This window comes from Acidisoma sibiricum (assembly GCF_057837225.1).
Genome location: NZ_CM174445.1, coordinates 1,365,934 through 1,380,057 on the forward strand (window position 1 = coordinate 1,365,934; position 14,124 = coordinate 1,380,057).

Consider the following 14,124-nt stretch of genomic DNA (forward strand, 5'->3'; position numbering starts at 1 on the left):
GATCCGCGAGGAGCTGTTTAGCCTTGAGCGCCTTGAAGAGCATGGCCGAAGCTTGGCGGCTGCGCAGCCGGTGACGACGCGTGCGGTGAGGGGGCATCCTCTCGACCGTCGATTGGCCGAGAACGGGCCGGTTCTCTTCGCGGCCTATCGCAGCATGGTGCAGTCGCTCAATCAGGGTCACGCCATTACGCCCGCGGCTGAATGGCTGATCGACAACTGTCATCTGGTGGAGCAGCAATTCCGCGAAATTCGCAAGGATCTGCCGCCGAGCTTCTATCGAAAGCTTCCCAAGCTGGCGGACGGTCCCTTCGCCGGGTATCCGCGCGTGCTGGGCCTGGCATGGGCCTTCGTCGCGCATACCGATAGCTGTTTCGATGCGGTGGTGCTGCGCCATTATGTACGCGCTTATCAGGACGTGCAGCCTCTGACGATCGGTGAATTATGGGCGCTTCCGGTGACGCTGCGCATTGTACTGATCGAGAATCTGCGGCGGCTTTCCGTGCTGATCGTGCAAAATCGGGTGGAACGCCGGGAGGCGGATGAGCTTGTCGATCGTCTGGTGGGGGCCGCAGGTCGTCCGATCGAACCCGTCTCTGCTCTCCTGAACCATAGGATGCTCGACACGCTGCCCGACGCCTTTGCGGTCCAGCTGATGTATAGGCTACGCGATCAAGATCCGAAGGTGACGCCAGCGCTCGCCTGGCTGGATGACCGTCTCGCGGCCCGGGGGAAGACGGCGGAGGCTGTGATCCGCGATGTCCACCGCGAGCAGGGTGCGACCAACGTGTCTGTGCGCAATGTGATCACCAGCCTTCACCTGATCGCGGATGCGGACTGGAACGAGGGTTTCGAGGGCATGAGCCTTGTCAACGATGTGCTGTCGGCGAGCGGCGATTTCAAAGAGATGGATTTTGAAACCCGGGACCTTTATCGGACCTGCGTCGAGCAGCTCGCCCGCGGCTCCGATTACAGCGAAATCGATATCGCGCGGATGGCGGTGGATAGGGCGGCCGAAGCCGAGCCTTTACCCAGCGCAAAGACCGATACGCGCCATTTGGACCCGGGATACTATCTCATCGCGGGTGGTCGGCCTGACTTCGAGTCTGAGATCGGCTACCGTCTTCCCGCCCGGAAATGGGCTGCGCGCCTTAACCGCAAGGTAGGGATTGGCGGATATGCGGTGGGCGTCGCCATTGCCACGGCAATCCTGCTCGCCATTCCTTTAATAGCCCTGGCAGATGACGGGCTCGTGGCCGGGTGGCTGGTTGTGCTGGCGATGCTGGGTCTGGTGCCGGCGATCGATCTGGCCGTCGCCTTGCTCAATCGTGCAGTCAGCATTGGTTTTGGCGCTGGCAGGCTGGCGGCTCTGGAACTCGGCGACGGAATTCCGCCGTCGCTACGGACCTTGGTGGCAGTGCCAACGCTGCTCACGACAGTCGCCAGCGTGGAGCAGCAGGTCGAAAGGCTTGAGGTCCACCATCTCGCCAGCGGCCAGGGTGATCTCCATTACGCGATGCTCTCGGATTGGGAGGACGCCCGCGACGAGCATGAGGCGGATGACGATGCGCTTCTTGCCGCAGCAGCGGAGGGGATCGCCCGCCTCAATCGGCAATATGGACCGGCTCCTGCCGGCCCCAGGTTTCTGTTGCTGCATCGACGGCGCCAGTGGAACCAGGGGGAGGCACGATGGATCGGTTGGGAACGCAAGCGCGGGAAACTCCACGAGCTGAACCGGCTGCTGCGTGGTGCCACGGATACCAGCTTCATCCCAGTCGGTGGTGAGATCCCGAGCACCCCACCGGGCATTCGCTATGTCCTGACCCTGGATACGGATACCCGGCTACCGCGCGATACGGTGCGTCGACTGATCGGCAAGATGGCGCATCCGCTCAATCGGCCTCGTTTCGATGCGGCTGAGGGGCGGGTTGTGGAAGGCTATGCCATCCTGCAGCCCAGGGTGACGCCGTCATTGCCGGTCAGCCATGACGGCTCACGCTTTCAACGCATCTTTTCGAGCCTCAGCGGCATTGATCCCTATTCGGCAGCCGTATCCGATGTCTACCAGGATCTGTTTGGCGAGGGGTCCTATGCAGGCAAGGGCATCTATGATGTCGATGCATTTGAGGCGTCTCTGGCCGGACGCATTCCCGACTCAACCATTCTCAGTCATGATCTTTTTGAAGGCGTCTTCGCGCGCGCGGGCCTTGCCTCCGATGTCGAGGTGGTGGAGGCATTTCCCACCCGCTACGATGTCGCCGCGCGTCGGCATCATCGCTGGACCCGGGGAGATTGGCAGCTGCTGCCGTGGATCTTCGGCTGCGGACGGGCCGCTGGACCGACGACCGCGCGGATTGGGCGTGTTCCGGCTATCGGCCGCTGCAAAATGCTGGACAATCTGCGGCGAAGTTTGTCGGCCCCGGCGGCGGTTCTCGCATTGCTGGCGGGCTGGATGTTGCCGCTTCATGAGGCGCTGATCTGGACAAGTCTTGTCCTCGCCACCTTGATCGTGCCGGCAGCCATTCCTGTGGTGGCTGCCATCGGTCCACGGCGCGCCGGCATAACTCTGTCCAGTCACGTCCGGGGACTGGGCGCAGATCTGCGCTCGGCTATGGCGCTGTCCGGTTTGAGCATTATCTTCCTGGGGCATCAGGCCTGGCTGATGGGGGACGCCATAACCCGCACCCTATGGCGCCTTTTCATCAGCCGCCGGCATCTGCTGGAATGGACGCCCGCTGCCGCTTCCACCACGGAACCGCGGCTTGACCTTGCCGGCTTCTACCGCAGGATGGCGGGCGGGGTTGTCATTGCCGTCGTGGCGGGCGCAGCGATATACGGCTCAGGAAACCGGACCTGGGTGGTCGCCGCACCGTTTTTGCTGCTGTGGTTTGCGGCGCCTGCCGTGGCACTGTGGGTGAGCCTATCGCCCCGACGCCGCGATCTGTTGTCGGATCTCCCGGTTGATCGGCGCCGCTTGCGCCTGACCGCCCGGCGGACCTGGCGCTTTTTTGAGACCTTCGTGACGGGAGCGGAGAACAGCCTGCCGCCTGACAACTTCCAGGACGATCCAACACCGGAGATTGCGCACCGGACCTCGCCGACCAATATCGGTCTTTATCTTCTCTCGGTCGCGACGGCCCGGGATTTCGGTTGGGTGGGCACCATGGATGCCGCCGCCCGTCTGGAAGCGACGCTCGCGACCATGGCGACTCTCGCCCGCTTTCGGGGCCACTTTTACAATTGGTACGATACGAGTGACATGCGTCCGCTCGATCCAGAATACATCTCATCAGTTGATAGCGGTAATTTGGCAGGTCACCTCATCGCACTTGCAAATTCATGTGACGAGTGGCGAGCAGTGCCTGTGGCCGAAGCGGCCCGCCTGGCGGGCATTGCCGACGCGCTCTCCCTGGCGCAAGCCGAAGTCGAGCGCTTGCGAGACGGCCCGGTGACCCAGACGGTCACCTGGGGGCAACTTGATGAGGCACTTCGTCGTCTTGTCGAAGCCGTGCAGCCCGGCGCCGCGCAGGCGACCGATCTTGGCGCACGTTTAACGGCGCTTAGCGTCCACTGCGCCACCATGATCGACATTGCTCACGCACTCGCGGATGAGCGCGGCCATGGCACCGGGGCTGACCTGCTATACTGGGCCCAGGCAAGCGCGCTGGCGATCGAAAGTCACCGGCGGGATTTGGCCGTTTTGGCGCCAGCGGATGGATCTATGGCCGGGCGCCTCGCGGTCATCGGAAGCCAGGCGAGAGCCTTCGCACTTGCCATGGATTTCTCGTTTCTGTTCGATGCCAAGCGCAAGCTGCTATCGATAGGCTACGTGCCCGCCGACGCCTCGCTCGACTCAAATTGCTACGACCTTCTCGCCTCGGAGGCGCGTCTGGCAAGTTTCTTTGCGATTGCCAAAGGCGATATCCCAGCGCGCCACTGGTTCCGGCTTGGCCGCTCGGTGACACCGATCGGGCGCCGGGCCGCGCTGATCTCCTGGTCGGGCTCGATGTTTGAATATTTGATGCCGTCCTTGGTGATGCGCGCGCCTGTGGGAAGCCTGATTGAACAGACCAATGAAATGATCGTCGCGCGGCAGATTGCCTATGCGACCGATCTTAATCTGCCCTGGGGTATATCCGAGTCGGCTTATAATGCGCGGGATCGAGAGTTCACCTACCAGTATTCCAATTTCGGTGTTCCCGGCCTGGGCTTGAAGCGGGGACTCGGACAGAACCGCGTCATCGCTCCCTATGCCAGTGCCTTAGCAGCGATGGTCGACCCTAAAGCCGCATCCGCAAACCTCGATCGTCTGACGGGGGTGGGCGCGCTGGGTCGCTACGGCTTTTACGAGGCTTTGGATTACACGCCGATCCGCGTGCCGGATGGCGACACCGTGGCAATTGTCCGGGCCTTCATGGCGCACCATCAGGGCATGACGATCGTCGCGATCGCGGATGCGCTGCTGGATGGCGCCATGCGGACGCGCTTCCATGCCGAGCCGATCATCCAGGCGACGGAACTGCTGCTGCAGGAGCGCCCACCAAGAGAAATCTCGGTCGCCCTCCCGCGTGAGGCCGAAATGCAAGCGCGAGCGCGAGCGGGAGAGGTGGAGGCACCGGGCGGACGCCGCTTCATCTCGGCCCATCAGGCAACACCCGCCACGCATCTTCTGTCGAATGGCCAATATACAACGATGCTTACGGTTGCAGGCTCCGGCTATAGCCGTTGGGGCGATTTTGCGATCACGCGGTGGCGCGAAGACGCCACCTGCGACGATTACGGTTCGTATATCTATCTCAGGGATGTGCGGAGTGGAGCGATATGGTCTGCGACCTATCAGCCAACCGGTAACGAGCCCGACGATTATCAGGTCATCTTCAACGAGGATCGAGCTGAGTTCGCGCGGCGCGATGGACGGCTGACGACGATCGTGCAGGTGCTTGTCTCCGCGGAAGACGATGCGGAGGTGCGCCGCGTATCCATTTCCAATACGAGCCTGCACGCGCGCGAGATCGAAGTGACGTCCTATGCAGAGCTGGTCCTGGCGCCACAGGCGACGGATGTCGCTCATCCAGCTTTTGCGAAGCTCTTTGTGGAAACCGAATTTCTGGAGGAATTCGGCGCAATTCTGGCAACGCGGCGCCGGCGGACGCCAGAAGAGCCCGAAGTTTGGGCGGCGCATCTGGCAGTTATCGACGGTGACGCGGTTGGCACGATCGAGATCGAGACTGACAGGGCGCGCTTTCTGGGACGTGGACACGGCGCCCGTGCACCTATCGCGATGACCGACGGGCGGTCCCTGTCCAATTCAGTCGGCACCGTGCTTGACCCAATTTTCGCCCTGCGTCGCCGTGTCATCATTCCGCCATCCGGCCTTGTGCATATCGACTTCTGGACCGTGGTCGCATCGACGCGGCGTGAGCTTCTTGATAGCGTCGACAAGCATCGTGACACGGCGGCCTTCACCCGCGCGACGACGCTGACCTGGACTCAGGCGCAGGTACAACTTCATCATTTCAGCATCACGGCGGGCGAGGCCGGCCTGTTTCAGCGTCTGGCGGGCTTCGCGATCTATGCAACGCCTGAATTGCGTCCGGCTTCGGTCGCGATCTTGCGCGGGGCAGGCGCACAATCAGGCCTCTGGGGCCTCGGGATTTCGGGCGATTTGCCCATTATTCTGCTCCGTATCAGCGACATCGGGAGCCTCGACATCGCCCGGCAGCTGCTTCAGGCGCATGAATACTGGCGGATGAAGCGGCTTGCGGTTGATCTGGTCATTCTGAATGAGCGTCAGTCATCTTACGTGCAGGACCTTCAGATCGCGATCGAGACTCAGCATCGCACCAGCCAGTCCCGTTGGCGGACTGGTGAAGACCCGTCCTCGGGGCGGGTTTTCGTGCTGCGGGCCGATCTCATTCCGGCGGAGACCAGCGCCTTGCTGGTCTCCGTGGCGCGCGTTGTGCTCGTGGCTCAGCACGGCAGTCTTTTCGATCAGCTAGAGCGCATTTCAGAGCGTGGCACGGCCGCTCCGCGGGCCATGAAAGCGCATGGCGGGCCGACGGAACGAGAGCCATCACGGCCCGCGCCAGATCTTGAATTCTTCAACGGACTCGGTGGTTTCGCGCGCGGTGGCGAGGAATACGTCACCTTGATCGGCCCCGGCCAATCCACGCCGGCGCCGTGGATCAACGTTATTGCAAATCCGGCCTTCGGCTTTCATGTGGCGACTGAAGGCAGCGGTTACAGCTGGTCGGTCAATAGCCGGGAATATCAGCTGACACCCTGGTCTAACGACCCCGTCACGGATCGGGCGGGAGAGGCCTTCTACCTGCGCGACGAGGACAGCGGCGCCGTATGGTGCCCGACGGCCTTTCCCAAACGGGATGAGGGTGCAACTTACGTAACCCGTCACGGTCGCGGCTATTCGCGTTTCGAGCATACAGCACACGGTATTGGCACGGAGCTTCTTCAATACGTGCCGATGGATGGGCCGATCAAGATATCCAGGCTCATGCTGCGCAATCGCTCCGGTCACGTTCGGCATCTGAGTGTCACCGCCTATGTGGAATGGGTGCTTGGCACGCACCGGTCGGCCGCGGTGCCCTTTGTCGCGAGCGAAATTGATCCTGTGACGGGGGCCATGTTTGCCAGCAATTCCTGGAATATGGCCTTTCCCGGTCGGGTGGCCTTTGCCGATATGCGCGGCGCCCAGACGGAATGGACAGGCGACAGACGAGAGTTCATCGGCCGCCACGGCACGCTCGCGGACCCGCAGGCGCTCCGCGACGGGCCGTCCTTGTCCAACAGGACCGGTGCCGCCCTCGACCCGTGCTGCTGCATGCGACGAAAGATCGCGGTCCCGGCAAACGGCACGGTAGAGATTGTCTTCTTTCTGGGGGACGCGCCGACCGCTGATGAAGCGCGGCGACTGATCACCGACTATCGCACGGCCGATCTCGACAAGGTTTTGGCGACCGTCACGGATTATTGGGACGATGCCCTTGGCCAGATTCAGATCAAGACACCTGACCGGTCTATGGACATTATGGTCAATGGCTGGCTGCTCTATCAGGCGCTTGCCTGCCGCGTCTGGGCGCGGTCGGCCTTCTATCAGGCGAGCGGAGCCTATGGGTTTCGCGATCAACTTCAGGATGGCATGGCGCTGACAATGACACGTCCTGCTCTGACGCGGGCGCATCTGGTGGAATCCGCCTCGCGTCAGTTTATCGAAGGGGACGTGCAGCATTGGTGGCTGCCGCATTCCGGCCAGGGTGTGCGAACCCTCATCTCGGATGATCGCGCCTGGCTTGCCTATGCCGTTAGCCGATATGTGCTGGCCACCGCGGATTCCGCAGTGCTGGACGAATCAATCGCCTTTCTGGAAGGCCAGTCATTGGCACCGAATGAGCATGATAGCTTCTTCCTGCCGACCGTTTCGGACCAGCATGCCAGCCTGTACGAACATTGCGCGCGCGCGCTGGATCACAGTCTGGCCATAGGTCTGCACGGCCTGCCTCTGATGGGCACCGGCGATTGGAACGACGGCATGAACCGTGTCGGCGAAAAGGGGAAGGGCGAGAGCGTATGGCTCGGATGGTTCCTCTATACAGCGCTGGACGGCTTCCTTCCCTTCGCCAAGGCGCGGGGCGACACCGGGCGCGTTGCGCTTTGGTCGACGCAGATGGCGAATTTGAAGGCTGCACTTGGCGGAGAGGCCTGGGATGGCGCCTGGTACCGGCGGGCATATTTTGATGACGGAACGCCGCTTGGCTCTGCGAGCAATGATGAGTGCCGGATTGATTCCATCGCGCAGTCCTGGGCTGTACTGTCAGGCGCATCTGCACCGGAAAAGGCTAATCTCGCGATGGATGCCCTAGCCGATCAGCTGATTCGGCCTGACCAGGGCCTGGCACTTCTCTTTGCGCCGCCCTTCGACAAGACAGCGCTCGATCCAGGTTATATCAAAGGCTATCCGCCGGGCGTCCGGGAAAATGGCGGCCAATATACGCATGCCGCGCTCTGGTCGGTGATGGCGTTCGCGGCCCTGGGCAATGGCGATGCGGCGGCGTCTCTGTTCGCGCTTCTCAATCCCATCAATCATGCCCGGACGCGTGCGGATGTGCATCGCTACAAGGTGGAACCCTATGTCGTGGCGGCGGATATCTATGCCGTCGCACCTCATGTCGGGCGGGGCGGCTGGACCTGGTACACGGGCTCGGCCGGATGGATGCAGCGCGCCGCAATCGAGGCCATCCTCGGCCTGCGCCTTGAGGGCGACGTTCTATGTCTGGACCCTCGTATTCCTAAAGCCTGGCCTGGATTCGAGATCGTGCTCCGTCATGGCACCAGCCGCTATGAGATCAATGTTCGTAATCCGCATCAATCGGGTCAGGGGATCGAGACGGCTGTGATGGATGGGAAGACCGTCCTGGAGCGGCCGCTGCGTCTGGCACTGATGGACGATGGCGGCACTCATCGTTTGTCAGTTGAGCTTGCAGCAACAAAACCTGATGTCACAGAAACGCCCGCCGCGGCATGATCCGATGGGCCTTCGTCTGTTCTTGTCAGTGAAACGATGATGGTGCGGACGGTGTATGTTCCGTCGCACCGGCTCGCGGCGGGTAGGTAGTTTCCGATGCTACACACGCCCGCCAGCGCATGACACTTCTCGCCTCATAACCCGCCCGTCGCCTCGTCGCGTCCCTTAAAACAGGGCGTCCGATAGGCTTTGGCGCCTTGCATCGAGGACGAGAGAATGGAATTTTTGCGGCACCTCTTCGCCGATCAGCCGCTGATCGCGCTCTTTGCCACGATCTCCATTGGTTATCTTGTCGGAAAGATCAAGATTGGCAGCTTTGTTCTTGGTGGAATCGCCGGTACTTTGCTGGTCGGCGTTGTCATTGGCCAGCTTGGTGTCGCGATCGATCCTGGCATCAAGACGATCTTCTTCGCCTTGTTCATCTATGCGGTGGGTTTCCAGGGTGGTCCACAATTCTTCCACGCTCTGAACCTCAGATCGCTCAATCAGCTCGTATCAGCTTTCGTCATGTGCTTCACCGGCTTGCTATGCGTGCTGGTGGGCGCTTGGCTTTTTGGATTGGATCGGGGCATGGCTGCCGGTCTCGCGGCTGGCGGCCTGACGCAGTCGGCAATCCTCGGAACGGCGGGGGATGCCATAGCCAAGCTTGGTCTGTCTCCGGCGGTTACCAAAACCATGCAGACCAATGTCGCGGTGGGTTATGCCGTCTGCTACATTTTTGGATCACTTGGTCCGATTATCATGGTCACCTGGTTTTTTCCCATGATCATGAAATGGAATATCCGCGCAGAAGCCGTGAAACTCGCCACGCAGCTGTCCGGTGGCAAGGCGGAACTTGAACCTGGGCAGTTCAACGCCGTCAACGACATCATCACGCGTATCTATCAAGTGACCGATAACCGGACCGCCATCGGCAGGACGGCCATCGACATTGATAGGCAGTTTCCAGACGCCTCGGTCGAGGGGGTCTTTCGCGCGGGCAAGATGGTCGAGATGAGTGATACGACAACGATAGAGCTTGGCGATGCGGTTGCCATGACCGGACGGCTTGATTCGTTCAGTCTGTCTGACAAGGTGTTCGGCCATGAAATCGCGTCGCCTGTGGGCTTCTCGCTTGTCGAGGAAAGCCGGGAGGTCATTCTCACCAACCGTGCCTTGAGCGATCGCGAGATTGGTGACATTCACGACCATGCCAATGTCGATATGCGCCACGGCGTGTTCCTGACCGCCGCCAAGCGCATGGGACGCGATCTGCCGCTGTTGCGCAAGCTCAAGCTTAAGACGGGCGATGAGCTACATTTTGCAGGCAGGCCGGCTGATCTGGACCGGGTTCAAGCGAAGATTGGCTACAAGATCCGTGCAGCGGCTGCCACGGATTTCATCTTCTTCGGCATCGGCATGATTGTCGGCACATTGATCGGCATGCTGGCCTTCAAGATATGGGGTGTGCCCATTTCTATCGGCAGTGGTGGCGGCTGTCTTCTATCTGGCCTGCTGTTCGGCTGGCTGCGCAGCGTGCACCCGCGCTTTGCGGCCCTGCCGATCGGCGCATCGACCTTCCTGCGTGACTTTGGTCTGGCCGTATTTGTGGGCGTCGTCGGGATCGGCGCTGGTCCGCAGGCACTGATGGCGATCGAACACTATGGTTTGACGCTCCTGTTCCTGGGTGTCGCCGTCACCATCCTGCCACAGATCATAACCTTCTTCTTTTCGTATTACGTGTTGCGGATCAAGAATCCGATCGAAGCACTGGCCTGTGTCGCCGGCGGCCGGAGCGCCAATCCGGCCTTCGCCGCATTGCTCAGCAAGGCCGGAAACGGCACGCCTGTTGTGTCCTTCACCGTCACCTACGCCGTGGCAAATGTGTTCCTCACGCTATGGGGACCGGTCATCGTCGGCATTATTACCAAAAACGCCAGTCCTTAAGACGAGACGTCCTAGCGGAATCCGACCTGGATATAATGGAGTCGTGCCATGCTCGAGAAGACCTATGGTCAATACGCCAATCTCAGTCCCTTTGAACTGAAAGATAAGCTCATCGAAATTGCGTCTTCGGATGCACAGCGCCTGATGCTGAATGCCGGCAGAGGCAATCCAAATTTTCTTGCGATGCTCCCCCGCCTGGCCTTTCTCAGCCTGGGCGAGTTTGCGATGCTGGAGGCGGAGCGGTCTTATGCCTATCTCGAAAGCGGCTTCGGCGGCCTGCCGGAACATGACGGCATCGTCCAGAGATTCGAATCCTGTGCGGCTGGGCATACGGACGCGCCCGGCATTAAGTTCATTCGGTCCGCGACGTCCTATGTGAAGGATCAGCTTGGCCTGGATCAGGACGCCTTTCTGTTTGAAATGACGAGCGCTTTCCTGGGCTGCACCTATCCGACTCCGCCACGTATGCTCATGCATGCCGAGGAGATCGTGAAGGCCTATCTGGCCCAGGAAATGTTCGGCACCGCGCCGCCGGCCGGCGATTTTTCCGTGTTTGCCACAGAGGGCGGGACGGCGGCCATGGCCTATATCTTCCAAACGCTCAAGGCCAACGGCCTTGTGAAACAGGGCGACAAGATCGGTATCGCGACGCCGATCTTTTCACCGTATCTCGAAATACCCGTCCTTGCCGAGTTCGGCCTTGACGTCGTCGATATCCGTATGGACCAGAGCGACCAATGGCAGTTTCCAGCGTCAGAAATCGAGAAGCTACGTGATCCCAAGGTGAAGATCTTCTGCCTGGTCAATCCAAGCAATCCGCCTTCCACCAAGATGTCGGACGTGGCGCTCGCGCAGCTGGCCCAGTTCGTGAAGATCGAGCGGCCCGACCTCTTTATCGTCACGGACGATGTCTATGGCACGTTTGCAGATGACTTCATCTCGGTCTTCGCAACATGCCCTCGCAATACGCTTTGCGTCTATTCGTTCTCGAAGTTCTTTGGGGCGACCGGATGGCGACTGGGCGCCATTGCCCTGCACGAAGACAATATCTTTGACGCGGCTCTGGCAGCTCAGCCAGAAGATCAAAAGCAACGTCTGGATGCGCGCTATATCTCGCTGAGCATGAAGCCGCGCGAGATCCGCTTCATCGACCGTCTGGTCGCCGATAGCCGTGCCGTTGCACTGAACCATACAGCCGGCCTATCGACCCCGCAGCAGCTGCAGATGGCGCTCTTTGCGCTGAATGGGCTGATGGATCGCGATCACCGCTATAAGGATGCGGCAAAGCGCCTTATCCGCCAGCGGCACCAGACGCTGTATCGCAACATGGGCGTTGTCGTGCCGCATGGGGAGAACGACGTCAATTACTACACTTTGATCGATCTTCAGGATCTCGCCGGTGTGCTGCACGGACCCGAGTTCAAGGCTTGGTTTATGAAAAGCGATCTAGGGACCAGCTTTCTGTTCCGCCTTGCGCAGGAGACGGGTGTCGTTCTTCTGCCCGGCAATGGCTTTGAAGTGGTCGATACGTCTGCGCGCGTCTCGCTCGCCAATCTGACGGAGAGTGAATACGCGTCGATCGGACGGTTCTCGCGGCAGATACTTGATGAGTATTTTGATGACTATCGTGGCAAGGGTGAGACGGGTATCGCGCCCGGCGCTATCAAGCCCTAGGCCCGCAGGGGTCATAATGGTCAGGCGGCGAGCCACGTCATTCGCCGCCTGACGTCTATCTGCTGTCAGACGGATCGCTTGTGATCGCCGATTTCCTCGAATTCCGCGTCCATCACGTTCTCGCTCGGCTTTTGGCCACCCGGTCCGTCGGGCACTGGGCCGGCTGATGCGCCGGACTGGGCGGCAGCCTGTACGGCCGCATCGACCTTCATCGCCACTTGCGTCAGATGCTCAGTTGACTGCGTTACACCCGCTTCATCATCCGCGCCTATGGCGGCCCGCAAGGCGGTGATGGCGGCCTCGGCTTCTGATTTGTCCTGGGCGCCGAGCGTCGCACCATGCTCGGTCACGGTCTGTTCGACCTTATGGGCCAGCGCCTCGCCATGGTTCTTTGCCTCGACAAAGGCCCGGCGCTTTTTGTCGGCGACCGCGTTGATCTCGCCTTCCTTGACCATTTTCTGGATCTCGGCATCCGACAATCCGCCGGTGGATTGGATCTTGATCTGCTGCTCCTTGCCGGTGGCCTTATCCTTGGCCTGGACCGCGACGATACCATTGGCATCGATATCGAAGGTGACCTCGATCTGCGGCACGCCGCGCGGGGCCGGAGGGATGCCCATGAGGTCGAATTGGCCAAGCACCTTGTTGTCAGCGGCCATTTCGCGCTCGCCCTGGAAGACCTTGATGGTTACGGCACCCTGGTTGTTGTCTGCCGTGGAAAAGATCTGGCTCTTCTTGGTCGGGATCGTCGTGTTGCGCTCGATCAGCCGGGTGAAGACGCCGCCCAGCGTCTCAATGCCCAGCGATAGCGGCGTCACGTCCAGCAGCAGCACGTCCTTGACATCGCCGCGGAGCACGCCGCCCTGAACGGCCGCACCAATGGCCACGACTTCATCAGGATTGACATTGCGCGCAGGCTCGCGGCTGAAGAATTGTTTCACGGCTTCGATCACCTTGGGCATGCGCGTCATGCCCCCCACCAGGATGACCTCGTTGATCTCACTGGCGGTAATGCCGGCATCCTTCAGCGCGGCGCGGCAGGGTTCCATGGTCCGTGCGACAAGATCGTCGACCAGGCTTTCCAGCTTGGCGCGTGTCAGCTTGACCACGAGATGCTTCGGGCCCGAAGCGTCGGCGGTGATGAAGGGCAGATTGATCTCGGTCTCCTTGGCGGAGGAGAGTTCGATCTTGGCCTTCTCGGCCGCTTCCTTGAGACGCTGCAAAGCAAGCTTGTCCGTGCGCAGGTCGATGCCTTGGGCGCGCTTGAACTCGTCCGCCAGATAATCAATGACGCGGGCATCGAAGTCTTCACCGCCCAGGAAGGTGTCTCCATTGGTGCTTTTGACTTCAAAAACGCCGTCGCCGATTTCGAGGACCGAGATGTCGAAAGTGCCGCCGCCAAGGTCGTAGACCGCAATCTTTCCGGCGTGCTTTTTGTCCATGCCATAGGCGAGCGCGGCCGCTGTCGGTTCATTGATGATGCGCAGAACCTCGAGCCCCGCAATACGGCCCGCGTCCTTGGTCGCCTGGCGCTGGCTATCGTTGAAATAGGCGGGAACGGTGATCACCGCCTGCGTTACCTTCTCACCCAGATAGGCTTCGGCGGTTTCTTTCATCTTGGTGAGGATGAAGGCGCTGATCTGGCTGGGCGAGTATTTCTCGCCGCGCGCCTCGACCCAGGCATCGCCATTGTCGCCGCGGACGATGGCGTAAGGGACCAGGGTTTTGTCCTTGCCGACCAGCGGGTCATCATAGCGGCGGCCAATCAGACGCTTGATGGCATAGAGCGTGTTGGTCGGGTTGGTGATGCCCTGGCGCTTGGCAGCCTGACCGACCAGACGCTCCCCATTATCCGCGAAGGCCACCATGCTGGGCGTGGTGCGTGCACCCTCGCTATTCTCGATGACCTTGGGGTCCTGCCCTTCCAGGATCGCGACGCAGGAATTGGTGGTGCCGAGGTCGATGCCGATGATTTTGCTCATGAGGGC

The 14,124-nt window shown here is 60.8% G+C and carries 4 protein-coding genes; 3 read left to right on the plus strand and 1 reads right to left on the minus strand.

The features are described 5' to 3' along the window. The first annotated feature begins 52 nt into the window (after positions 1 to 52). The 3 genes from AC3G7M_RS06685 to AC3G7M_RS06695 all read left to right on the plus strand — a co-directional run bounded on the left by AC3G7M_RS06685 (position 53) and on the right by AC3G7M_RS06695 (position 12,136). Positions 53 to 8,536 (plus strand): glycoside hydrolase family 94 protein, encoded by an 8,484-nt coding sequence (locus AC3G7M_RS06685; protein WP_489214990.1) that lies wholly within the window; start codon positions 53 to 55, stop codon positions 8,534 to 8,536. A gap of 216 nt (positions 8,537 to 8,752) precedes the next feature. Continuing rightward, a complete protein-coding gene (gene aspT, locus AC3G7M_RS06690; RefSeq protein WP_489214992.1) occupies positions 8,753 to 10,462 on the plus strand; it encodes an aspartate-alanine antiporter in 1,710 nt (569 codons plus the stop codon). Positions 10,463 to 10,510: 48 nt separating this feature from the next. After that, positions 10,511 to 12,136, plus strand: coding sequence for a bifunctional aspartate transaminase/aspartate 4-decarboxylase (locus AC3G7M_RS06695; protein WP_489214994.1), 1,626 nt, complete (start codon positions 10,511 to 10,513; stop codon positions 12,134 to 12,136). A gap of 65 nt (positions 12,137 to 12,201) precedes the next feature. On the opposite strand, the gene dnaK is transcribed toward AC3G7M_RS06695, so the two are convergent. Beyond that, positions 12,202 to 14,118, minus strand: coding sequence for a molecular chaperone DnaK (dnaK, locus tag AC3G7M_RS06700; protein ID WP_489214996.1), 1,917 nt, complete (start codon positions 14,116 to 14,118; stop codon positions 12,202 to 12,204). Between the last annotated feature and the right edge of the window lie 6 nt (positions 14,119 to 14,124).